Source organism: Stenotrophomonas sp. pho, assembly GCF_006228405.1.
Lineage (GTDB): Bacteria > Pseudomonadota > Gammaproteobacteria > Xanthomonadales > Xanthomonadaceae > Stenotrophomonas > Stenotrophomonas sepilia.
Genome location: NZ_CP029759.1, coordinates 2,319,438 through 2,344,686, shown reverse-complemented (window position 1 = coordinate 2,344,686; position 25,249 = coordinate 2,319,438). Strand labels below are relative to the sequence as shown.

7 protein-coding genes and 8 pseudogenes are annotated in these 25,249 nt (G+C 67.9%); 10 read left to right on the top strand and 5 right to left on the bottom strand.

Annotated features, from left to right (window positions below; all coding sequences use genetic code 11):
• The first annotated feature begins 36 nt into the window (after positions 1 to 36).
• From xylA to DL544_RS11040, 3 genes are read left to right on the top strand one after another with little or no spacing between them, the layout of a single operon-like run.
• Positions 37 to 1,371, top strand: coding sequence for a xylose isomerase (gene xylA / locus DL544_RS11050; protein ID WP_065196308.1), 1,335 nt, complete (start codon positions 37 to 39; stop codon positions 1,369 to 1,371).
• A 31-nt stretch (positions 1,372 to 1,402) separates the two neighbouring features.
• On the top strand, positions 1,403 to 2,812 hold the full coding sequence (locus DL544_RS11045; RefSeq protein ID WP_005416600.1) for a sugar porter family MFS transporter: 1,410 nt from the start codon (positions 1,403 to 1,405) through the stop codon (positions 2,810 to 2,812).
• Positions 2,809 to 5,367 (top strand): glycoside hydrolase family 3 protein, encoded by a 2,559-nt coding sequence (locus tag DL544_RS11040; RefSeq protein WP_139727120.1) that lies wholly within the window; start codon positions 2,809 to 2,811, stop codon positions 5,365 to 5,367. Before DL544_RS11045 ends, DL544_RS11040 begins: the two co-directional genes overlap by 4 nt.
• Positions 5,368 to 5,375: 8 nt before the next feature.
• Here DL544_RS11040 and DL544_RS11035 read toward each other — a convergent pair whose 3' ends face one another.
• Positions 5,376 to 6,434 carry a LacI family DNA-binding transcriptional regulator gene (locus DL544_RS11035; protein WP_032954175.1) on the bottom strand — a complete coding sequence of 353 codons (1,059 nt, stop codon included), beginning with the start codon at positions 6,432 to 6,434 and terminating at the stop codon, positions 5,376 to 5,378.
• Positions 6,435 to 6,526: 92 nt separating this feature from the next.
• Between DL544_RS11035 and DL544_RS11030 the strand changes: the two are divergent.
• The 7 genes and pseudogenes from DL544_RS11030 to DL544_RS11000 all read left to right on the top strand — a co-directional run.
• Positions 6,527 to 8,689, top strand: a pseudogene (locus tag DL544_RS11030) (alpha-glucuronidase family glycosyl hydrolase); the annotation flags it as partial.
• A gap of 43 nt (positions 8,690 to 8,732) precedes the next feature.
• A pseudogene (locus tag DL544_RS11025) lies at positions 8,733 to 10,684 on the top strand (sialate O-acetylesterase).
• Between the two features lie 53 nt (positions 10,685 to 10,737).
• Positions 10,738 to 12,430: pseudogene (locus tag DL544_RS11020) on the top strand (glycoside hydrolase family 43 protein).
• Positions 12,427 to 15,119, top strand: a pseudogene (locus DL544_RS11015) (glycoside hydrolase family 3 protein). Before DL544_RS11020 ends, DL544_RS11015 begins: the two co-directional pseudogenes overlap by 4 nt.
• 59 nt (positions 15,120 to 15,178) lie before the next feature.
• Complete coding sequence (locus DL544_RS11010; RefSeq protein ID WP_065186401.1) at positions 15,179 to 16,663, top strand: MFS transporter; 1,485 nt, start codon at positions 15,179 to 15,181, stop codon at positions 16,661 to 16,663.
• A gap of 16 nt (positions 16,664 to 16,679) precedes the next feature.
• Positions 16,680 to 17,716: pseudogene (locus tag DL544_RS11005) on the top strand (glycoside hydrolase family 43 protein).
• Positions 17,706 to 18,551, top strand: coding sequence for an aldose epimerase family protein (locus DL544_RS11000; protein ID WP_139727119.1), 846 nt, complete (start codon positions 17,706 to 17,708; stop codon positions 18,549 to 18,551). Before DL544_RS11005 ends, DL544_RS11000 begins: the two are co-directional and overlap by 11 nt.
• 89 nt (positions 18,552 to 18,640) lie before the next feature.
• Here the strand turns inward: DL544_RS11000 and DL544_RS10995 are convergent.
• The 4 genes and pseudogenes from DL544_RS10995 to ptsP form a co-directional block, all read right to left on the bottom strand.
• Positions 18,641 to 19,893 (bottom strand): annotated as a pseudogene (locus tag DL544_RS10995) (carbohydrate porin).
• 31 nt (positions 19,894 to 19,924) lie between these two features.
• Positions 19,925 to 21,613, bottom strand: a pseudogene (locus tag DL544_RS10990) (PTS fructose transporter subunit IIC); the annotation flags it as partial.
• A gap of 86 nt (positions 21,614 to 21,699) precedes the next feature.
• Positions 21,700 to 22,654, bottom strand: a pseudogene (locus DL544_RS10985) (1-phosphofructokinase family hexose kinase).
• Positions 22,651 to 25,164, bottom strand: coding sequence for a phosphoenolpyruvate--protein phosphotransferase (gene ptsP / locus DL544_RS10980; protein WP_139727118.1), 2,514 nt, complete (start codon positions 25,162 to 25,164; stop codon positions 22,651 to 22,653). The pseudogene DL544_RS10985 and the gene ptsP overlap by 4 nt, the downstream one beginning before the upstream one ends.
• Positions 25,165 to 25,249 lie beyond the last annotated feature (85 nt).

The following is a 25,249-nucleotide window of genomic DNA, read 5'->3' as shown; positions in this document are numbered from 1 at the left end:
TCCACGACACCCCGTACAACGACAGGAGCACGCACCATGAGCACGCAGCCCTTCATCGGCGCCAAGGAATACTTCCCCGGCGTCGGCCGCATTCCGTTCGAGGGCAAGGGCTCGGACAATCCGCTTGCCTTCAAGGTCTACGATGCCAACCGGGTCATCGGTGGCAAGACCATGCAGGAGCATCTGCGCTTCGCCGTGTGCTACTGGCACACCTTCTGCAATGCCGGGCACGATCCGTTCGGCCCGGGCACCCGGCAGTTTCCGTGGGAGGCCGCCTCGCCACTGGCCACGGCCGAAGCAAAGGTGGACGCGGCGTTCGAGTTCTTCACCAAGCTGGGGGTGCCGTACTGGTGCTTCCACGATATCGACCTGGCGCCGGATGCCGACGACATCGCCCAGTACCAGAAAAACCTCTCGCATATGGTGGGCCTGGCCAAGGCGCGCCAGGAGGCCACCGGCGTCAAGCTGCTGTGGGGCACGGCCAACCTGTTCTCGCACCCGCGCTACATGAACGGCGCATCGACCAATCCCGACTTCGCGGTGGTCGCGCGTGCAGCCGTACAGGTCAAGGCCGCCCTGGAGGCCACGGTCGAACTCGGTGGCGAGCACTATGTGTTCTGGGGCGGGCGCGAAGGCTATGCGTCGCTGGCCAATACCCAGATGAAGCGGGAGATCGAGCATTTCGCGCGCTTCCTGACCATGGCACGCGACTATGGCCGCAGCATCGGGCTGAAGGGCAACTTCCTGATCGAGCCCAAGCCGATGGAGCCGATGAAGCACCAGTACGACTTCGACAGTGCCACGGTGGTGGGCTTCCTGAAGGAACACGGGCTGGACAAGGACTTCAAGCTCAACATCGAGGCCAACCACGCCACGTTGTCCGGCCATACCTTCGAGCACGACCTGCAGGTCGCGTCCGATCATGGCCTGCTCGGCAGCATCGATGCCAACCGCGGCAACGCACAGAACGGCTGGGACACCGACCAGTTCCCCAGCGATCTGTACGACACCGTGGGCGCAATGCTGGTCGTGCTGCGCCAGGGCGGGCTGGAGGGCGGGTTGAACTTCGATGCGAAGGTGCGCCGTGAGTCGACCGACCTGGAGGATCTGTTCATTGCCCACATTGGCGGCATGGATGCGTTCGCACGCGGGCTGGAGGTTGCCCATGCACTGCTGACCGAGTCGCCGTGGGAGCAATGGCGTGCGCAGCGCTACGCAAGCTTCGATTCCGGCGCCGGCCAGGATTTCGAGCGTGGCACGCTCAGCCTGCCGGACCTTGCGGCACTGGCCGCCCGCCTCGGCGAACCGCGCCAGGCCAGCGGCAAGCAGGAGCGTTACGAAAACCTGCTCAACCAGTACCTGCTGCGCTGAGCGCGGCCACGGTGCACTCAAGGGGATGGGGATGAACCAGGCAGCAGGCAGCGGTGAGAACACGCGGCTGATCGTACTGATCAGCGTGGTGGCGACGATTGGCGGTTTTCTGTTCGGCTTCGACAGCGGCGTGATCAACGGTACCCAGGATGGCCTGCACCAGGCGTTCCGGTCCGGCGAATGGATGCAGGGGTTCGAGATCGCGTCGATGCTGCTGGGCTGTGCGGTGGGCGCGTTCAGTGCAGGCCGGCTGGCCGATCGCCTGGGCCGCCGCAACGTGCTGATCCTGTCGGCAGTGATGTTCCTGCTGTCGGCACTCGGTGCCGGGGCGGCGGTCTCGTCGGCCTGGTTCATTGCCGCGCGGGTGGTGGGTGGATTCGCGGTCGGCGCGGCCAGCGTGATCTCGCCGGCCTACATTGCGGAGGTCGCTCCGGCCCGTTACCGCGGACGCCTGGCTACCGTGCAGCAGATCGCGATCATCACCGGCCTCACCGCCGCGTTCCTGTCCAACTACCTGCTGGCGGCCGCAGCGGGCGCGTCGACCGAACCGCTGTGGGGCGGGCAGGCCGCCTGGCGCTGGATGTTCTGGATGCAGGCCGCGCCATCACTGGTGTTCCTGCTGCTGTTGCTGACCATTCCGGAGAGCCCGCGCTACCTGGTGGTGAAACGACGCAAGGACGACGCCCTGCGGGTACTGACCCGGCTGCTGGGCAGCGACAAGGCCAGGGCCACGCTCGAGGAGATCGATGCCTCGCTGTCCAACGACCATCATCGCCCGCGACTGTCGGACCTGAAGAGCACGCTGACCGGGCGGATCCGCCCGATCGTGTGGGTCGGCGTCGGGCTGGCCTGCTTCCAGCAGCTGGTCGGCATCAACGTGGTGTTCTATTACGGCGCCGTGCTGTGGCAGGCGGTCGGCTTTTCCGAGAACGACGCACTGCTGATCAACGTGCTGTCCGGCGCACTGAGCATCGGCGCCTGCGTGGTCACCGTGCTGCTGATTGACCGGATCGGCCGCAAGCCCCTGCTGTGGTTCGGCTCGGCCGGGATGTCGCTGTCGCTTGCACTGGTGGTGGTGGCGTTTGCCAGCGGTTCGCTGGCCGACGGGCATCTGCAGCTGCCCGGCCGCATGGGCACGCTGGCGCTGGTGGCGGCCAATGCCTACGTCGTGTTCTTCAATCTGTCCTGGGGGCCGGTGATGTGGGTGATGCTGGGCGAGATGTTCCCGAACCAGATCCGGGGTTCGGCACTGGCGGTCGCCGGCGCGGCGCAGTGGACCTCCAACTTCGTGGTCACGGTGACGTTCCCGATGCTGCTGGCCGCGGCAGGGCTGGCAGCCACCTACGGCATCTACCTGGCCGCTGCCGTGATCTCGGTGATCTTCGTCGTCCGGCATGTGCACGAGACCAAGGGCAAGGAACTGGAGCAGATGGAAGGATGAGCGCCATGACATCGCAGACCTTCGTAAACCGCAGCGGCGCGCTGGTCGCCGCACTGATGCTGGGATTGCTCGGCTGCCGCGGCCAGGACCGGGCTGCCGCCGCCGCAGCCAACGACAACGATCCCTGGCCGGAGGTCACCTGGCCGCTGGCTGCGGACCCGGCACTGGAGAAGCGCATCACCGACCTGATGGCCGGCATGACGGTGGAGGACAAGGTCGGCCAGCTGGTGCAGGGTGACATCGCCAGCGTCACCCCCGACGATGTGCGCCGCTACCGGCTCGGCTCGATCCTGGCCGGTGGCAACTCCGATCCCGGTGGCCGCTATGACGCGTCGCCGGCCGATTGGCTGGCGCTGGCCGACGCCTTCTACGACGCCTCGATGGACACTTCGAAAGGCGGCAAGGCCATTCCGCTGCTGTTCGGCATCGATGCCGTGCACGGGCAGAGCAACATCATTGGCGCCACGTTGTTCCCGCACAACATCGGGCTGGGCGCCACGCGCAATCCGGGGCTGCTGCGGCAGATCGGTGGCATCACCGCGCTGGAGACCCGCGTCACCGGCATGGAATGGACGTTCGCGCCGACCGTTGCCGTACCCCAGGATGATCGCTGGGGACGCACCTACGAAGGCTACTCCGAATCGCCGGACGTGGTGGCCAGCTATGCCGCCGCCATGGTGGAGGGATTGCAGGGCAGGGTGGGAACGCCGGAGTTCCTCGATGGCCGCCATGTGATCGCCTCGGTGAAGCACTTCCTAGGCGATGGGGGCACCACTGACGGCAAGGACCAGGGCGACACCCGCATCAGCGAGTCAGATCTGGTGCGCATCCACGCCGCCGGATATCCGCCGGCAATCGCCGCCGGCGCGCAGACCGCGATGGCGTCGTTCAACAGTGTCAACGGCGAAAAGATGCATGGGCACCGGCATTACCTCACCGATGTGCTCAAGGGCCGCATGAACTTCGGTGGCTTCGTGGTGGGTGACTGGAATGGTCATGGACAGGTCAAGGGCTGCACCACCACAGACTGCCCGGCCACGATCAACGCGGGCCTGGACATGGCGATGGCCTCGGACAGCTGGAAAGGGTTCTACGATACGACGCTGGCTGCGGTGAAGGATGGGCGGATCACGCCGCAACGCCTGGACGATGCGGTGCGCCGGATCCTGCGGGTCAAGTTCCGCCTTGGGCTGTTCGAGGCCGGCAGGCCATCCACGCGGGCCGTCGGCGGGCAGTTCGCACTGATCGGCGCGCCGGCCCATCGCGCGGTTGCCCGGCAGGCCGTGCGCGAGTCGCTGGTCCTGCTGAAGAACCAGAACGGCCTCCTGCCGCTGTCGCCGAAGCAGCGGATCCTCGTGGCCGGCGACGGTGCCGACGATGTCGGCAAGCAGGCCGGCGGCTGGACGCTCAACTGGCAGGGCACCGGCACCACCCGCAAGGACTTCCCCAATGCGGACACGATCTACGAGGGCATCGCGCGCCAGGCCAGCGCGGCGGGTGGTGAAGCCGTGCTTGCCGTCGACGGACGCTATGCAGTGAAGCCCGACGTGGCGGTGGTGGTGTTTGGCGAAGACCCCTATGCCGAGTTCCAGGGAGACCGGCCGACGCTGGCCTACAAGCCCGGCAACGAAACGGACCTGGCGCTGCTCAAGCGGCTCAAGGCCGAAGGCATACCGGTTGTTGCGGTTTTCCTGAGCGGGCGACCGCTCTGGGTGAACCGGGAAATCAATGCCGCCAATGCCTTCGTGGCTGCATGGCTGCCGGGCTCGGAAGGCGCCGGCATTGCCGATGTGCTGCTGCGCGGAAGCGATGGCCGCGTGCAGCACGATTTCAAGGGCAAGCTCAGTTTCAGCTGGCCGCGCACTGCCACCCAGTACGCCAACAACGTGGGCCAGAAGGACTACGATCCGTTGTTTGCGTTCGGCTTCGGCCTGACCTACGCCGACAACGGCGACCTGGCCGCGCTGCCGGAGGCATCGGGCGTGACCGGCAACGAAGGCGCGACCGGCGTCTTCTTCGCGCGTGGTGACGCAGGCCCTGGCATGGCACTGCGGCTCGAGGATGCCGCTGGCCAGGGCCTGACCGTGACCCGCGTACCGGACGCATTGCCCGATGACCGGCTGAAGATCACCGGCGTGGATCATCTGGCGCAGGAGGACGGGCGACGCCTGGCCTGGTCGGGCAAGGGCGAGGCCGTCGCTGCACTGCAGTCGCACACGGCGCTGGACCTGCAGCGCGAATCCAACGGCGACCTGATGCTGCTGACCACGCTACGGGTGGACGCAGCCCCGAAGGGTGAGGCGTGGCTGTCGGTGGGCTGCAGTGCGGGCTGCTCGGCGCGCGTCGCCATCGGGCCGGCGTTGGCGGCGCTTCCACAGGGCCAGTGGAAGCGTGTCGGCGTGCCGCTGAAGTGCCTGGCCAGGGCGGGTGCAAGGATGGACGCGATCGACCGACCGTGGTCGGTGGTGACGGGCGATGCGATGACGATCTCCGTGTCACGCGTCGCGCTGGGTGCGCTGAACGAAGCCGAGGTCACCCTCGGATGCGGAGCATGATGCCTGCGCTACCGCCGCCGGGGCGGCGCGGCGACCGAATCGCGTGCGATCAGCCGATGCGGCATCACATGATCGCGCAGCACCGTTGCGTCCGCCGCCGGACGGCGGATGGTGCGCAGCAGGATGTCGACGGCCGCGTTGGCCATCGAGGCGATGGGCTGGTGGATCGTGGTCAGTTCCGGCCACACGGTGGTGGCGGCCGAGGTGTCATCGAAACCCACGACCGACAGGTCGCGCGGCACTTCCAGCCCGCGCCGGTGCGCGACGGAGATGGCGGCAGCGCCCATGTCGTCGTTGCTGGCGAAAATCGCGGTCGGTGGGCGGCGTTGGGACAACAGCTTTTCGGCGGCAGCCAGGCCGGACCGGTAGGTGTAGTCACCGTGCTGGACCAGGCCAGGCTCCACCGCCAGCCCGGCCTCGCGCAGGGCGGTGACGAAGCCGTCGTAGCGGAGCGCACTTGCGCTCAGGTCATCGCGCCCACGGATGAAACCGATGCGGGTGTGTCCCTGCCGAAGCAGGTGATCGGTCATTTCCTTGCCGGCACTGAAATCGTCGATGCGGACGCAGGACAGGGCCTCGCTCAGGCGCCCCGATGCGATGGCCACGACCGGAATGCCTGCCTTGACCAGTTCGCTTACGGCGGCCTGCGATTCGCACAGGGGTGGCGGCAGGATCACCCCGTCGACGCGTCCGGCGAGCGCACGCGCCGCCTTGCGTTCGGATTCGGCATCCAGGTTGTCCCAGTAGTCGATGACCAGCTGGATGGCGGAACTGGAGGCGACGCGCAGCAGGCCCACCAGCAGTTCGCGCAGGTAGGCGCCGCTGGGGTTGGTGTAGATCAGCGCAATGCGCGTGTGCTGTGCGGCGGCCAGCGAACTGGCGGCAAGATTGGGTGTATAGCCGAGCTCACGCACGGCGCGCAGCACGCGCTCGCGGGTGACGTCGCGCACCTTGCCCTGGTTGATCACCCGCGACACGGTCATCGGCGAAACGCCGGCAAGGGCCGCAACCTCGTCGATCGTCACGCCTGCGGTTCTGCGGCGAACCGATTTCTTCGGCTTGTCCAATGCACGATCCCTTTGTTCTTGGTGGCGCTGCCGCGCGGGTTCGAAGGACGATGATGCGCCGCCCCGGGCCCGGACGTAGTTTACAAAGGCGCATGTTAACGCCGTTGTTGCGTGCTGTCGGCACGCGCCTGTGCGCCGTGCTCGCACTGCTGGCCTGTGCTGGCGGGGCAGGGGCGGAGGATGGCTACAGGCTGTGGATGCGCTACCAGCCGGTTGCCACAACGGTCGCTGCCGTCTACCGGCGGCAGCTGGCCGAAGTGGTGGCGCCGGATGGCACGCCGATGCAGCGCGCCACCCGCGACGAGCTTGCGCGGGGCCTTTCTGGACTGCTGGAAACGGCCCCGCCAATGCGAACGGCAATCACTACTGACCATGCCCTGGTGCTGGGTACGCCGCAGTCTTCGGCGCTGGTTGCCGCGTTCGGCAACGAGATCGCCACGTTGGGCGACGAGGGCTTCCTGATCCGGCAGGTCCGGACCGGGGGGCGCGATGTGCTGCTGGTGGCGGCACGCCGGGATGTCGGCGTGCTGTATGGCATGTTCCACCTGCTGCGCCTGTTGCAGCGTGGCATGCCGCTGCAGGGCCTGGACGTGCGGGAGTCGCCGCGGGTCGCACTGCGCGTGCTCGACCATTGGGACAACCTGGACCGCTACGTCGAGCGTGGCTATGCGGGCAGCTCGCTATGGGACTGGCAGACGTTGCCGCAATGGCGTGACCCGCGCTACACCGACTACGCCCGTGCCAACGCCTCGCTCGGCATCAACGGCACCGTCCTCAACAACGTCAATGCCAGTGCGATGAGCCTGTCGCCGGCCTATCTGGCCAAGGCCGCAGCGCTGGCCGACCTGTTCCGCCCCTATGGCATCCGGGTCTACCTGAGCGCGCGCTTCAGTGCGCCCATCGAGCTCGGCGGCCTGGCAACGGCCGATCCCCTGGATCCGGCTGTGCGGCGCTGGTGGCGCGACAAGGTCGATGAGATCCAGGCGCGCATTCCGGATTTCGGCGGATTCCTGGTCAAGGCGAACTCGGAGGGGCAACCCGGCCCGCAGGATTACGGTCGTTCCCATGCCGACGGCGCCAACCTGCTGGCCGACGCGCTGGCGCCCTACAACGGCGTGGTGATGTGGCGGGCCTTCGTGTATTCGCACGAGGTTCCCGAAGATCGCGCCAAGCAGGCGTACAGCGAGTTTGTCGGGCTGGACGGTGCCTTCCGCCCCAACGTGATCGTGCAGGTGAAGAACGGCCCCATCGACTTCCAGCCGCGCGAGCCGTTCCATCCGCTGTTCGGCGCGATGCCACGCACGCCGCTGATGATGGAACTGCAGATCACCAAGGAATACCTGGGTTTTGCGACGCACCTGGTCTACCTGGGAACGCTCTACGAGGAAGTGCTGCAGGCCGACACCCATGCCCGCGGCGAGGGCTCCACGGTTGCCCGCGTGATCGATGGCTCGCTGGAGGGCCACGCACTGACCGGTATTGCCGGCGTCGCCAACATCGGCGTGGACCGTACCTGGAGTGGCTCGCACTTCGACCAGGCCAACTGGTACGCCTTCGGCCGGCTGGCCTGGAACCCGCAGCAATCCGCGCGCGCGATTGCCGAAGACTGGGCAGCGTTGACGTTCTCGCCCGACCCGCAGGTGACCGGCCCGATCGTGCGGATGATGATGGACTCGCGCGAGGCGGCAGTGGATTACATGACGCCGCTGGGCCTGCACCACCTGATGGCACGCGGCCATCACTACGGCCCCGGCCCCTGGGTGGACGGAGGCCCACGTGCGGACTGGACGTCGGTGTACTACCACCGCGCAGACAGCCAGGGCATCGGTTTTGACCGCAGCGCCGGCGGAAGCAACGCAGTAGGCCAGTACGCCCCGCAGGTCGCCGAGATCTACGGCGATTCCGCGCGGGTGCCCGAGTCGCTGCTGCTGTGGTTCCATCATGTGCCGTGGGACCGCCGCATGCGCTCGGGCAGGACGCTCTGGGATGAGCTGGTCGGGCGCTATTCGCGCGGTGTGCGCCAGGTGCGCTCGATGCAGGACACCTGGGCAGCCCTGCGCGACCGGATCGATCCGCAGCGGCATCGGCACGTCGCGGCGTTCCTGCAGATCCAGCACGATGAAGCGCAATGGTGGCGTGACGCCAGCGTGGCGTACTTCCAGTCGCTCAGTGGCCGCCCGCTGCCCGCCGGCGAACAGCCACCGCCGCAGCCATTGTCGTACTACCAGGCCTTGCAGTTTCCGTCCGCACCGGGGATGGCCGATGAGCAGGTTCGGAGCAGTCGGGTGTGCGCTGTTGATGATGGCTGCGGCAGTGGTGGCGATGCCGGCCGCGGCGCGGGAAACGACGGGATTGCTGCATCCGCTGTTCAGCGATCACGCCGTCCTGCAGCGTGACCGGCCCATTGTGGTCTGGGGGCACGCAGGCCCTCGGCAGCCGGTTTCCGTGACGTTTGCCGGGCAGGCGGTAAGCACCCGGGCGGACGCCGCAGGCGGCTGGCAGGCAACGCTGCCCCGGTGGCCGCGGGCGGTCCGCACACGCTGGAAGTAAGCGCCGGGACACGTCGGGAGATGGCGCGCGATGTGCTGGTCGGCGACGTATGGCTGTGTTCGGGCCAGTCGAACATGGAGTTGCCGGTGTGGCGCTCGCTCAACGCAGCCAGCGAGATCGCCGCAGCCACGATGCCACGGATCCGGCTGTTCACCGTGCCGCAGCACGCCGCCGTGCAGGCACAGGAGAGCTTCAACGGCAGCACTGCCTGGACATCGGCAACGCCTGATACGGCGCGCGATTTCTCCGCCACCTGCTTCTACTTCGCGCGCGAACTGCAGCGCACGGTCGACGTGCCGATGGGGCTGATCGAGGCAGCGTGGGGTGGCTCGCGGATCGAGGCCTGGACCAGCGTGGGTGCGCTGCGCGGGCAGGGCGGCCTGGACGAGGCCCCCGATATCCTCGCGCGGTCTGCGCGTGATCCGCTGGAGGCACGCGCAGCCTGGGGCCGCTACTGGCAGCACTGGTGGGCCACACGCGAGGGCACGCTGCCCGGCGACGCCCCATGGCGCGCGGATGCCGATGACCGAGGATGGTCGCGCGCACCGGCCACACTGGGCGCATGGGAGCGTTGGAACGTGCCCGCGCTTGCCGATTACAACGGTATGGTCTGGTATCGCACGCAGGTGGTGCTGAGCGCTGAACAGGCTGCACGCGGCGCCACCCTGGAGCTGGGATCGGCCGACGAGGCGGACGTGACCTGGGTGAACGGCGTCTCCGTGGGCAGCCAGTACGGCACCGGCGAGAGGCGCTACCCGTTGCCCAGCGGCCTGCTGAAGGCAGGGTCCAACAGCATTGCGGTCAACGTGCTCGACACCTACGGTGAAGGCGGCCTGGCTGGCCCCGCCACGGCATACGGCCTGCAGTTCGACAACGGCGATCGGGTGGCACTGCAGGGTCCGTGGAAGTACCGGGTGGCGCCGGGCCAACAGGCGCCGCCATTCGCCCCCTGGCAGGCCGCCACCGGGTTGTCGACGCTGTACAACGGAATGATCGCACCGCTCGGCGCTTTCGGGCTGCGCGGCATGCTGTGGTACCAGGGTGAATCGAACACCGGTGATGGCGCGGCGTACGCGGCGCGGTTGCGTGCGCTGCGCGACGATTGGCGGCGTCAGTTCGGTGCGCGCACGCCACTGCTGCTCGCGCAGCTGGCCAGCTATGGCCAGGCACCGGTTTCGCCCGCCGATAGCGGTTGGGCGCAGGTGCGCGAGGCGCAGCGGCGCGTCGCAGCCGAGGATGCGCAGAGCGGGCTCGCCATCGCCATCGACATCGGCGATGCCTACGACATCCACCCGCCGAACAAGCAGGAGCTCGGGCGCCGCCTGGCGCGCGTGGCCCGCCACGTGGTGTACGGCGAGCAGGATCTGGCACCGTCAGGTCCGCGGGCGGTAACGGCCGTGCGGACGCCCACGGCCGTGGCCATTGCGTTCGAGGATGTCGAAGGCGCGCTCACCGCAAGCGGTTCGCTGCGTCCGATCGGCTTTGAACTGTGCGAGGCCAAGGGCCATGCGCGCCACTGCGAGTACGCCGACGCCGAACTGGATGCGCGCCGGATCCTGCTGCGCGGCCCACGGTCGACGCACGCAACGCACGTCCGCTACTGCTGGGCCGATGGCCCGGTGTGCACGCTGCGCGATCGCAGCGGGGCGCCGGCCGGCCCGTTCGAACTTCCCATTGCCGAAGCCGAGGCCCGACGATGATGACGTTGTCCACGCAGTCCCCTCTGGCCCGCGACAGGGCCGGCCTGAGGTCGATGGCGCGCCGCCTGCTGGGGGCGTTGTTCCTGCTGTCGGCCGCTGCCACCCGGGCCAGCGCGCCGCCGGACGCTCCGCCGGTGTACTTCGACTGGTTCGAGTACCGCGGCGATGACCAGGCGTTTGAAGTGCCGCTGCCGGCCGGCCATTACCGCAATCCCGTCCTGGCCGGCTTCCATGCCGATCCCAGCATCGTGCGCGCGAACGGCCGGTTCTATCTGGTCAATTCCAGCTTCACCTACTTCCCGGGCATTCCGGTGTTCGAGAGTGCTGACCTGGTGCACTGGAAGCAGATCGGCAATGTGATTGACCGCCCCACGCAGCTGGATTTCGACGGGCTGAGCGTCTCGCGCGGCATCTTTGCCCCCACAATCGAGTACCACGACGGGGTCTTCTACGTGGTGACCACGGCCACCGACAGCGGCGGCAACTTCATTGCCACTGCGCGCGACCCGGCCGGGCCGTGGTCCGATCCGCACTGGCTGCCCGGCATCGATGGCATCGATCCATCACTGTTTTTCGACGACGACGGCAAGGTGTACCTGATCAACAACGATGCACCGCCCGGTCCGCCGCGCTACGACGGGCACCGCGCCATCTGGATGCAGCAGATCGATCTGGCGGCATTCAAGCCGGTCGGGCCACGCCGGGTGCTGGTTGATGGAGGCGTGGAGCCAGCGAAGAATCCGATCTGGATCGAGGGACCGCACATCTACAAGCGGGAGGGCTGGTATTACCTGTCCGACGCTGAAGGGGTACCGGGCCGCAGCATTCGCAGGTGGTGCTGCGCAGCCGCACGGTGTGGGGACCCTACGTTGCCTATGCGGGCAATCCGATCCTGACCCAGCGCGAACTGCCGGACGACCGTCCGCTTCCGATCACCAATGCCGGCCACGCCGACCTGGTCGAAGGCCCGGATGGCTCGTGGTGGGCGGTGTTCCTGGCCAGCCGCAACTATCAGAAGCGCCACTACAACACCGGGCGCGAGACCTACCTGTTGCCGGTGCGCTGGCAGGATGGCTGGCCGCAGATCCTGCCGACCGACCAGGCCATTCCCTACGTGGCCGAGGCGCCGTCATGGATGCAGGGCGAGGCATCGCAGGCCCCGTCGACCGGCAATTTCGTGGCGCGCGACAATTTTGATGGCCCAGCGCTCGATCGCCAGTGGCTGCGCGTGCGCGTGCCCAGGCATGCCTGGGCTGACCTGCACAAGCGCCCCGGCATGCTGGCCGTGCACCCGCTTGCCGAGGATCTGGACACGTTGCGCAATCCGGCATTTCTTGGCCGGCGCCAGCAGCACCTGCGCTTCGAGGCGAGCACCGCGATGACCCCGCCAGCCCCCGGTGTCGCCGCCGGTCTGGCGGCGTTCCAGAGCGAGGCGTACTGGTACTTCCTCGGCGTTCGTGACCTTGGCGGGGGCGCCTCTCGCTCTTCCTCGAAGCGCGTGACGGGGGTGGCAGCACGCGGACGCTGGCCAGCCATGACGTGCCGGCGTCTGCAGCGCTGCGCCTGAAGATTGCCGGCAACGAGGGCGACTACGCGTTCTCGTTCGACACCGGCGACGGGCAGGGCTGGCAACTGCTCGCAGGCGACGTGGACGGCACCGTTCTGAGTACGGACCGGGCAGGCGGCTTCGTGGGCGCACTGCTGGGTCCCTTCGCGCGCGACGAGCGCACCGGGAGAAGCAAATGAGACTGTCGATTTCGTCCAGGGCCCGCCGCCGTACGTGGCGTGGACGGGCCACCGTGTTCGTCCTGAGCTGCGTGGCGGCCGCCGCATCCGCGGCCGCGCCACGGCCCTGGCTGGATGTCTCGGCAAGCTTCGAGCAACGGGCCGCCGCACTCGTCGCGCAGATGACCCTGGAAGAGAAGGCCGCGCAGATGCAGAATGCCGCGCCGGCAATCGAACGGCTGGGTGTGCCCGCCTACGACTGGTGGAATGAGGGGTTGCATGGCGTGGCACGGGCAGGGCAGGCCACGGTGTTTCCGCAGGCAATCGGCCTGGCCGCGACCTTCGATGTACCGTTGATGGGGCAGGTGGCCACGACCATCAGCGACGAGGCCCGCGCAAAGCACCACCAGTTCCTCCGCGAAGGCGCGCATGGCCGTTACCAGGGCCTGACCTTCTGGTCGCCGAACGTCAACATCTTCCGCGACCCGCGCTGGGTCGCGGACAGGAGACCTACGGCGAGGATCCCTACCTCACCGCGCGCATGGGCGTGGCCTTCGTACGCGGCCTGCAGGGCGACGACCCCGTCTACCGCAAGCTGGACGCCACCGCCAAGCACCTGGCCGTGCACAGCGGACCGGAGGCCGACCGCCATCACTTCGATGCACGCCCCAGCCGGCGCGACCTCTACGACACCTACCTGCCGGCGTTCGAGGCGCTGGTGAAGGAAGGCGAAGTGGATGCGGTCATGGGCGCCTACAACCGCGTGTACGGCGAGTCCGCCAGCGCCAGCCGCTTCCTGCTGCGTGATCTGCTGCGACGCGACTGGGGCTTCAAGGGCTACGTGGTCTCGGACTGCTGGGCCATCGTCGACATCTGGAAGCACCACCGTATCGTCGGCACGCGCGAAGCCGCCGCGGCGCTGGCGGTCAGGAACGGCACGGAGCTGGAATGCGGCCAGGAGTACGCAACGCTGCCTGCGGCAGTGCGCCAGGGGCTGATCAGCGAAGCGGAGATCGACGATGCGGTGACTCGCCTGTTCACCGCACGGATGCGCCTGGGCATGTTCGATCCGCCGGAGCGGGTGCGCTGGGCGCGCATTCCGGCCTCGGTGAACCAGGCGCCGGCCCATGATGCGCTCGCGCTCAAGGCCGCGCAGGCATCGCTGGTGCTGCTGAAGAACGATGGCATCCTGCCGCTGTCGCGCGACACCAGGCGCATTGCCGTGGTTGGACCCACCGCCGACGACACCATGGCGCTGCTCGGCAACTACTTCGGCACACCGGCCGCGCCGGTCACGATCCTGCAGGGCATACGCGAGGCGGCCAAGGGCGCTGAGGTGCGGTATGCGCGTGGCGTGGACCTGGTGGAAGGGCGCGACGATCCCGGTGCAACGCCGTTGATCGAGCCGACCTTCCTGCGGCCCTCGGCGGACTCGCCCGAGCGCGGCCTGCGCGGCGAGTACTTCCGCACGCCCGACCTGTCTGGCACTCCGGCCCTGGTGCGTACCGACGCGCAGATCGGCTTCCGCTGGGACCGGGGCTCGCCGACCGACAACCTGCTGGCACGCGGCGAAGCGGCACCGGGGCAGGGGATTCCCAACGACCGCTTCAGCATCCGCTGGAGCGGCCAGCTGCTGCCCCCCGTGTCCGGTCGCTACCGGCTGGAGGTGGCCGGCGATGATGGCTACCGCCTGTACATTGACGGCAAGCGTGTGATCGATCACTGGGTGAACACGGATCGCCTGCATGCCGAGGGTGTCGAACTCGACCTGCAGGCGGGGCGTGCCTATGACCTGAAACTGGAATACTACGATGACCAGCGCGATGCCGGCGTGCGCCTGGGGTGGCGCATGCCCGGTGCCAAGGCGCCGTTCGATGAAGCGCTCGATGCTGCACGCGAGGCCGATGTGGTGGTGTTCGTCGGTGGACTCACCGGCGATGTCGAAGGCGAGGAGATGACGGTCAACTATCCGGGCTTTGCCGGTGGCGACCGCACCGACCTGCGGTTGCCCGCGCCGCAGCGCACCCTGCTGGAGGCCCTGCACGCTACCGGCAAGCCGGTGGTGATGGTACTCACCGGCGGCTCGGCCATCGCGGTGGACTGGGCGCAGGCGCATCTGCCGGCGATCCTGATGAGCTGGTACCCCGGGCAGCGCGGCGGCACCGCCGTCGGCCAGGCGCTGTTCGGCGATGTCAATCCCGCTGGCCGTTTGCCGGTCACGTTCTACCAGGCCGGCGAAGCAATGCCGGCATTCGAAGACTACGCCATGGAGGGCCGCACCTACCGCTACTTCCGCGGTACGCCGCTGTATCCGTTCGGTCACGGTCTGTCGTATACGCGATTCGACTATGGAACGCTTCGCCTCGATGCAGACAGCCTCCGCGCCGATGGCCGCCTGGGCGTGGCGGTGGATGTGGCCAACGCAGGCACGCGCAGCGGTGACGAAGTGGTACAGCTGTACGTGCGGCGCGAACACGCCGGTGGCGGTGATGCCGTGCAGGAACTGCGCGGCTTCCAGCGGGTCCATCTGGCTCCGGGCGAACGCCGCACGGTGACGTTCACCCTGGAGGCAGCGCAGGCCCTGCGCCACTATGACCAAGCGCGTGCGGCGTACGCGGTGCAGCCCGGTGCCTACGAGGTCAGGGTAGGGGCGTCCAGTGCCGATATTCGTGCGCAGGGCAGGTTCACCGTGGTGCCCGCGCATGACTGATCGCCCTCGTTGGCATCGATTCCCCTTCGACCAGATCCCTTTTCCAGGACGTCCGCTGCATGGCAAGCACTGAACACGCGCTGTCGGTTCGCGAGAAGCTCGGCTACAGCCTGGGCGATCTCGCTGCCAACCTGATCTTCCAGACCCTGATCACCTACCTGGCATTCTTCTACACCGACGTCTACCGCCTGCCAGCGGCGACCGCGGCCACGATCATCTTTGTGGTCGGCCTGCTGGGCGCGTTCGTGTTCACGCCGTTGATCGGCATCGCGGCTGACCGAACGTCCACCCGTTGGGGCCGCTTCCGCCCGTGGATCCTGTGGACGGCCATCCCCTTTGGCGTACTGTCCCTGCTGGCGTTCAGCACCCCGGACCTGGGCGAGCGCGGAAAGGTGATCTATGCACTGGGCACCTACGCGCTGCTGGTCTGTGTTTACGCCGCGAACAACCTGCCGTACTCGGCGCTGAGCGGCGTGCTGACCGGCAGCATGGCCCAGCGCAACAGCCTTTCGGCTTACCGCTTCGTGGCCGTGATGATCGCGCAGTTCATCATCCAGGTGCTGCTGATGCCGCTGGTGCTGATTCTGGGTGACGGCGACCGGGTGCGCGGCTTCGAACAGGTCATGACCGCCTTCGCACTGATCGGAACAGTGTTCTTCCTGATCACCTTCGCCACCACCCGCGAACGCATCGTACCGACGCGCGAGCAGACCGGCGGCATAGTGCAGGACCTGTCGGACCTGCTGCACAACCGCCCGTGGCAGGTGATGCTGGCGCTGACCGTGCTGGTGTTCATCAACCTGGCGTTGAAAGGCGGCACCTACATCTATTACTTCCAGTACTACATGAGCGAAGCGGCGCTGGCCGGCTTTCTGGAAAACTCAGGCTTCAACGGCCTGATCCGTGCATTGAATGGCGCCCTCGCCAGCGCCGGTTTCGCGGCGTTCACCTGGCCGAAGGACGCGGCCACCTCGGCGTTCAGCCTGTTCAACGCGTGCGGCATCCTCTGCATGATCCTGGGTATTGGTGCATCACGGCGGCTGGCGGATCGCTTCGGCAAGCGCGATGTCTTCGGTGGCGCCTTGTTTGTCTCGACCCTGTTCCTGCTGGCCTTCTACCTGTTCCCACCCACGGCGGTGGCGGTGGCGTTCGCAGCCTTCATGCTGCATGGCTTCTGCTATGGCATCACCATCCCGCTGCTGTGGGCGATGATCGCCGACGTCGCGGACTACTCCGAGTGGAAGAACCATCGCCGGGCCACTGCGATCATCTTCTCGGCGATGCTGTGTGGCCTGAAGATCGGCCTCAGCGTGGGCGGCGCACTGGTCGCCGCGATCCTTGCCCACTACGGCTACCAGGCAGGCCTGGTGCAGCAGCCTGAGGCCGTGGTGCAGGGCATCCGCCTGACCGTAAGCGTCTATTGCTCCCTTCCGTTCCTGCTCGCCGTGGCGCTGCTGTTCTTCTACCGGATCGACAAGCGCGCGGAAACGCGCATCGAGCAGGATCTCCACCTGCGTCGCCGTTCCGCCGACGCCTCCGCGTAACGCCAAGATGACAACCATGATCGACCTCTCTGCCGGTGAAGACGGCCAGGCCAGCGAAGCCCGTCTTGCGCAGCTCAGCGCACACGCCATTTCGCAACCGCTGGTGACCCACATCTACACCGCCGACCCTTCGGCGCACGTGTTCGAGGGACGCCTGTACATCTATCCGTCGCACGACATCGACGGTGGCCAGCCCTTCGACGATGAAGGCGGCCATTTCGGCATGCAGGATTACCATGTGCTGAAGATGGATACGCCCAACGGCACTGCCGTCGATTGCGGCATGGCGTTGCACGTGCGTGACGTGCCCTGGGCGCGGAAACAGATGTGGGCCCCCGATGCCGCCTGCCGTGATGGCCGCTACTACCTCTACTTTCCGGCCAAGGATGCCGGGGGCCGGTTCCGGATCGGCGTGGCGATCGGTGCGCGACCGGAGGGCCCGTTCGTGCCCCAGCCGGAGCCGATCAAGGGCGCGTACTCGATCGACCCGGCCGTGTTCGAGGACGACGATGGCAGCCACTACCTGTACTTCGGCGGCATCTGGGGCGGGCAGCTGCAGAAGTATCGTGACAACCAGTACAGCGAAGCGCACGAGGAACCCGAGGGCAGCGCGCCGGCCCTGGGGCCGCGCGTGGGCCGCCTGGATGCCGGCATGACCGAGCTGGCCGAGCCTACCCGCGAAGTGCAGATCCTGGATGAGCATGGCCAGCCGCTGCGTGCGGACGACCACGCGCGCCGCTTCTTCGAAGGCCCGTGGCTGCACAGGTACCAGGGTCGCTACTACCTGTCGTACTCCACTGGCAACACCCACCAGCTGTGCTACGCCGTGGGAGACAGCCCGTACGGGCCGTTCACCTATGCTGGCGTGATCCTCACCCCGTGGTCGGTTGGACCACCCACCACTCCATCTGCCAGTTCCAGGGGCAGTGGTACCTGTTCTATCACGATGCGCTGATGTCCGGCGGCATCACCCACCTGCGCTCGGCCAAGTGCACGCCGCTGCACATGGAGCCGGACGGACGCATCCGAACGATCAATCCCTATGGGGCCTGAGCGCATGCTGCCGATGGATGATGCGCTGGCCCCGCTGGCGGCCGGTGAGCTGCATTGGCTGAGGTGCGGCGAACTGGAGGTTGCGCTCGCCGCAGGGGCGGGCGGGCGCATCGCGCACCTGCGTTACAGAGGCGCGGAATGGTTGGTGGACGCGCAGGAGACCGTGGCGGCGGCGATCGCCTGGGGCTGCTACCCGATGGTGCCGTGGGCCGGGCGCATCCGCCGTGGACAGTTCCGTTTTGACGGCAGGCCGCATCGGCTGCCGCTCAACTTCGACGGGCATGCCATCCATGGGGTGGGCTTCTCGCGACCCTGGCAGATCGACCGGCTCGATGCGGCCGCAGCCGAGGTGTCGCTGCAGCTGCCGCGCGACAGCTACTGGCCCTTCGGTGGCATTGCCCTCCAGGAAGTGAGCCTGCACCCTCACACCCTGCAGCTGCGCCTTTCGGTCCAGGCCGGCGAGCAGGCGATGCCGGCGGTGCTGGGCTGGCACCCCTGGTTCAGGAAGCCGGACCGGTTGCTGTTCAATCCTCGCGCGATGTATCCGCGGGACAGGGAAGGTATTGCCACGCTGCCCCACGTGGAGCCCACCACCGGCCCCTGGGATGACTGCTTCGTTGCCGACGGTGACATCACGCTGGTACGCGAAGGCCAACGCCTGCGGCTGAGGTCGGACCACGACCACTGGGTGGTCTACGACGCTGCGCCGCACGCCACCTGTGTCGAACCGCAGAGTGGCCCGCCGGACGGCTTCACGCTGGCGCCGCACCGGCTGGAGCCTGGCCAGCGCCTCGCGTTGACGTTCGAACTGGCGTGGGTGGCGGACAGCAGTTGAAGCCCGGCCGGAGTGTCGGTACGCCGCCCGGAGCGGGTGTGGACCCTGGTGCCTGGCACGGGCTGCGCCTCACCACCACGTGCGATCTGCTACAGGTTCCAGTCAACCCGCATGCCCGCGATCAGTGCATTCGGCAGGTCCCGCTGCCGCGCAGGTTCGTTGAACGGGTCCGGATGCACGATGTAGTGCAGGTTCGGTGCAATCCTGAGCTGCGGGGTGAGCTGGATGCCATAGCTCAGCTCCATCATCACCTGGCTTCCGTGCGGGGTGCCGCTGCCGCCGGCGGCAGCGCGGGCCAGGCGGAGGTTCTCCAGCGCGATGCCGCTGTACTTCTGCCGGGTGACGACGAAGCCGATGCTGTCCTGCGGCCGGCGGGCGAACGTGCCTTTCTGCACAAGCCCGGCCTGCAGGAAGTGATCCTCGATCAGCTGCCCGGAGGTACCCTTGAGCGCGGCGCCGAAAAGGGTCAGGCCGCGGCCATTGCCATCGCCGGTAAGCTGCTGCTCGAAGCGCGCGAACGCACCGGAGCGACCGTGGCGTGCCGCGTACTCCTGGCCACTGAGCAGCGCGGGAATGCCGTTGGCATCGCGCAGCGGATCGCGATAGGTCGAGTTGTCCTGCCAGCCACCGAGTTCGTAGCGGGCATTCAGTCGTGCCGAAGCCGGGCTGCGCCAGCCGATCGTGTAGGGCACGATCCACCCGGTGGCCTGGTTCGTATTCCACTTCAGGCCATGCTGGCCATCCTCGGCCTGGCTGGGATCGACCTGGTAGGCACCGATGCGGACATAGACATCGGGCGTCACCCAGGCCGTGGCGTCGGCCATCCAGCTCGACACCGGCCACCAGGTGAAGTTGCTGGTGCGGAAAACGTAGGTCGGGTTGCCGCACGCCGAGTTGCCCTGGAAGTACTGGCACAGCTCCGACCCGAGGTGGTGGATGTTGGCGACGCTGCGACCGGCCTCCAGCACCAGCCGGTCGTTGAACAGCTTCTGTTCCAGGGTCAGGTTGGCCAGGCGGGTCCCCTGGCCGCCGTAGATTTCCTGCACCGAGGTGCTGTTGCCGGTGCTGCTGTTGGCGAGGTTGGTGCCGTGGCGATTGATGCCATAGGCCTTGATCGTGGCCCCCGCCAGCCGAACGCAGCGTCGAGGTCAACATCGGCGCCGAACATCAGCTGGCCGGCGTAAGCGGTGCCGCTGTGCTTGCCGCCATCGAGCGTGGCGGCCGCCTCGCCGGTGTAAGCCAGCTTGGGAGTGAGGACATCACTCGCGTTGGCAGCTACGGTCAGTGAGGGCAGGGTCAGCAGGATCGCTACCGGCACCAGGTGGCAGGAAGGGCAGGTCATGGGCGGGGTTCCTTTTACAGGGTGGGGCCGTGACCGGCTTCTTGAGGATGCGCAGTGCAATCGCGGTGACCAACACGCCGGCCAACAGCGCCAGCAGGTAGACACCAAGATGGGTGACCGCGTTCGGGATCGGCAGCACGAACACACCGCCGTGCGGCACCTTCAATTCGACGCCTGCGGCCATCGAGATCGCACCGGCCACGGCCGAGCCGAGGATCAGCGCAGGAATGGTGCGCAGCGGATCGCGTGCCGCGTAGGGAATAGCCCCCTCGGTCACGAAGCTCAGGCCGAGCACGCCGGCGGCACCGGCGGTGCCGCGCTCCTCGGCAGTGAAGCGGTTGCTGAACAACCACGTCGCCAGCGCGATGCCCAGCGGTGGCGTCATGCCGCCGATCATGGTCGCCGCCATCGGCGTGTAGACCTGGCTGGAAATCAGGGCGGTGGAGAAGGCGTAGGACGCCTTGTTGACCGGTCCACCCATGTCAACGGCCATCATGCCGCCCAGCAGCAAACCGAGCAGGATCGCGCTGCTGCCCTCCATGCCGCGCAGCCAGTCGGTCAGCCAGGCCAGCAGTGCGGCCACCGGCGTGCCGATCACGTACATCATCAGCAGGCCGACCAGCAGCGTGCCCAGCACCGGCAGGATCAGCACCGGCTTGAGGCCTTCCAGGCTGCGCGGCAGGCGCAGCGCACGGTTGATCCAGTGCACGCCATAGCCGGCGATGAAGCCCGCCAGGATGCCGCCGATGAAACCTGCGTCCATGTTGACCGCAACCAGCCCGCCGATCATGCCGGGCGCGATGCCGGGGCGGTCGGCGATGGAGTAGGCGATGTAGCCGGCAAGCGCCGGCACCATCAGCATGAAACCGGACTTGGCGCCGATCTGGAACAGCGACCAGGCCAGCGTTCCCTTGTGGGCATCGTCGAAGGCATAGATGCCGCCGAGCGCGAACGCCAGGGCGATCAACAGGCCGCCGGCTGTCACGAAAGGCAGCATGAACGACACCCCGGTCATCAGGTGCTTGTAAGGGCCGGTGCTCTTGTTCTTTTCTGCGGTACGGCCCGAAGCCGCTGTCCCCGCGTGCACGCCGACCTCGGCCAGCGCCTTGCGGATCAGGTTCTGGCCGTCATTGATCGCCGGCTTGGTACCACTCTTGAACAGGCGCTTGCCAGCGAAACGCGCCAGATCGACTTCGCGGTCGGCGGCGATCAGCACCACATCGGCAGCGGCGATTTCCGCATCGCTCAACGCATCCTGCGCGCCGACCGAGCCCTGTGTTTCCACCCGGATCGCATGGCCCAGCGCTTTGGCAGCCTGTTGCAGGCCTTCTGCCGCCATGAAGGTGTGAGCGATGCCGGTGGGGCAGGAGGTGACGGCAACGATGCGCTTGCCAGCCCCGGTGGCGGGGACACTGGCCGGCGCGGCTGCGAGCGGTGCAAGCGCGGCGACCGGATCGTCCAATACCTCGCCCAGGCTGGCATGCACGATCCGGGCATTGCCGAAGCGTGCGATGTCTGCCTCGCCATCGCCCACCAGCAGCAGTTGGGTCGCGGAGGCGGCGTCCGAGGCGGGCAGCGCGCCGGTCACGCCCTGGTCGCTGCGGATTTCGATCATCAGCTCAAGCCCGCGCTGGCGGGCCGCGCGACGCAGGGCCTCGGCGGCAAGTACCGCCTCGATGCTGCGTTCGCCAGCGGCGATGACTACGGTGGAAGCGTGCATGGGAACTCCTGGAATGCTTCGGGTTCGTCCTTGCCGGAGGCATCGCGGGTGGCCCGAAGCCAACCGCTGCTCCTCCGGCAGGTGTTTCAATCCAACCGCTCGATCAGTACATCGCCGGCCCCGGCGCGCACCTGCGCCGGATCGAGCCGCCGCGCGTCTCCGCTATCCAACCGGCTCATCGAGAACGCCGTGGCCAGTCGTGCACAGGCGGCCAGGTCGAGGGAGCGCTCCAACAGCGCGGCGGCGATGCCGGCGACCATGGCATCACCGGCGCCCACCGTGCTGCCCTGGGCCAGACGCGGCGGTCGCGCGACCAGGGCGCCGGCGCGATCAATGAACAGCGCGCCGTCGGTCCCCATGGAGATGGCAACGAGTGCGACACCGCGTTCGACCAAGGCCTGGCCTGCAGCGCGCAGTGCGCTGCGATCCGGCAGCGACGTGCCGGTCCAGGCCTCCAGTTCGTGGCGGTTGGGCTTGATGGCGTAGGGCAGCGCGCCCGCGCGCCGTCCAGCGCAGCTGCAAGCGCATCGCCGCTGGTGTCCAGCAGCACGCGCGCACCGGCCGTTCCGGCCTGCGCCTGCAACCGCGCCCATGCATCGGCCGGCAGTCCATGCGGCAGGCTGCCGGACAGCACAACCGGCAGGCCGGGGCGAGCAGGGCGCCGAGCTGGCGCGACACCGCGTCCAGGCCGGCAGCGTCCACGGCCAGGCCTGGCAGGTTGATGTCCGTCGTTTCGCCGTTGGCCTCTTCGACCAGCTTGATGTTGGTGCGGGTATGGCCCGGAACGCGCAGGCAGCCGTCAATGATGCCCCGCTCACGGAACAGCGTTCGGAACACGCCGTCGTTGCCGTCGCCCAGCACACCCAGCGCGGTGATCGGCACGCCCCAGTCGGCCAGGCAGGCCGCCACGTTGATGCCCTTGCCGCCTGCGTCGTCGCGGGAGCTGCCGGCGCGATGCACCCGGCCTGGCTGCAGGCGGGCCAGGCGCACGGTCTGGTCGATGGCCGGGTTCAGGGTCACGGTGACGGCGCGGGCAGTCATGCGCGCGCTCCATCGAGGCCGCGCACCTGCTCGGCGGTTTCGCACCCCAGTGCGGTGCTGGCCAGCGCTTGCAGTTCGGTCATCGCGGTGCCACGCAGGCGCGCCTTCACCGCCGGGATGTCGTTCGGGGTCATCGACAGTTCGTCCACGCCCAGGCCAGCCAGCAACATGGCGCCGAAGGGATCGCCGGCCAGGCCGCCACAGACGCCGACCCAGCGCCCATGCAGCCGTGCGCCTTCAACCGTGGCGCGGACCGCGCGCAGCACCGCCGGATGCAGGCTGTCGGCCTCGGCGGCGAGTTCCGGGTTCTGGCGGTCGATCGCCAGCACGTACTGGGTCAGATCATTGGTACCGATCGAGAAGAAGTCGGCATGGCGCGCCAGTACGTCGCTCTGAGCGGCGGCAGCCGGCACTTCGATCATGATGCCGATCGGCACCACCGGCGCCTCCAGCTCGGCACGCAGGCGCTCACAGATGGCGCGCAGTGCGACCAGCTCGGTCACCGACGTGATCATCGGGAACATGATGGACAGGCGTGCACCGTCCTTGGCGGCGCGATACAGCGCACGCAGTTGCGGCTCCAGCAGGTCAGGGCGGCGCAGCAGCAGGCGCGCGCCGCGCACGCCGAGGAACGGGTTCTCCTCGCGTGGCAGTTCCAGGTGCGCCACCTGCTTGTCGCCGCCGATGTCGAGCGCGCGCACGATCAGCGGGCGGCCGTTGAGTGCCTTGGCCATCGCCAGATAGGTGGTGTACTGCTCCTCCTCGCTGGGCGTACTGCCACGTTCGAGGAACAGGAACTCGGTGCGCATCAGGCCGACGCCTTCCGCACCCTGTTCCAGTGCCAGTGGCACCTGGTCGGGCAGGTTGACGTTGGCGCCGATGTCGATGCGGTGGCCGTCGAGGGTCTGGGCGGGTTGCGCGCGTTGCGCGGCTTCGCGCTCGCGGATCTGCTGCTGTTCGGCGATCCATTCGCGTGCCGAGGCGAGATCGGCTTCGGAGGGGGACAGGTAGAGCCGTCCGCTGCTGCCGTCCAGGATCGCTTCGCGGCCTGGCTGGATCGCCAACAGCCCGGCGCCGCCGGCCACCAGCGCCGGCAGGCCCAGCGTGCGCGAGAGGATGGCGGTGTGCGAGGTCGGCCCGCCCTGCGCGGTGGCCAGGCCGAGCACGCGACCGGTGTCGAGATTGGCGGTATCCGAAGGCGACAGATCTGTGGCGATCAGGATGCACGGTTGCGACGGCAGATCCGCAAGGCCACCACCTTCAGCAGAAGGGTCAAGCTGCGCCAGCACGCGTCGGCCGACATCACGCAGGTCCGCCGCGCGCCCGGCCAGCACCGGATTGCCCAGCGCCGCCAGCCCGGAGGCGATCTGCTCGATGGCCTGGTGCCATGACCACGCCACACCATGGCCTTCGACCATCAGCTGGCAGGTGCGGGTGATCAGGTCGGTGTCGTCGAGCAGCGCGGCCTGCGCCTTGAAGATCGCCGCATCCGAAGCGCCAAGGCGGCGCTGGGTGTCGTCCTGCAGGACGGCCAGCTGCTGGCGGGTGCGGCCGAGTGCATCCTGCAGGCGTGCGCCGCCCTCGCCAAGCGGGGCAGGACGGTCGGTGACTTCCGCCTGCGTGCTGGCCAGCACATGCACCGGGCCGATCGCCAATCCGGGGCTGGCGCCGATGCCAATGATCGTCGCCTGCGCTTCGGGCGGTTTCCACCCGGCGACAGGGGCTGCTGCCTTGCGCTGGGCTGCACGCTCGGCATCAGCCCTTTCCTGTGCGACCAATCCATCCATGACCTTGCGCAGCGCAGCCAGCAGCGCGGGGGCATCGGCGCCCTCGGCAGAAACACGCACGGCATCGCCCTCACGCAGCCCGAGCTGAAGCAGCGCTACCAGACTCTTGGCATCGGCCACCTGATCGCCTGCGCGGACCTGCGCGCGGGCTGCGAAGCCGCGCGCCGTCTCGGCCCAGCGCGTGGCAGGACGGGCGTGCAGTCCGTTGGGGTAGGCGATGGTCCATTCGAAGCGCTCGGCCAGATCCACCGCTGGCGCGTGGGTGGCGGCAATCGCAACATCGCCGGCCAGCGCGTTCATGATCTCACCCGCCTCGGTGGTGGTGAACAGCCGCTGCAGCGTGGACTCGTCCTGGATCAGCCGGGTCAAGCGGCGCAGCACCGTGATGTGGGTATCCGACTGGGCAGCGATGCCGACCACCAGACGGGTGATCTGTCCCGGGTTCCATTCCACGCCTTGCGGCAACTGCAGCACGGCGATGCCATCGCGGAGCACCAGATGGCGGTCCTCGCCAAGCCCGTGCGGGATTGCTACGCCGTGTCCAAGGAAGGTGTTCGCCAGCGTTTCGCGCCGCCCCATGCTGGCTTCGTAACCCGGCGCCACGCAGCCGGACGCGACCAGCATCTGGGCGACCTGCGCAATGGCATCGGTCTTGTCCTGCGCCCGCGCGTCCAGGCGGATCAGTTCTCGGCTGGCCGGGGAAGGGGAGGTCTGGGGCGACAAAGGGGGCTCCGCGGAAGGGGTGGCTGAGATGTATTGGGAACGTTCCCACTCGCCATTTCAATGTGCAGTGCACAAAAATCCAATA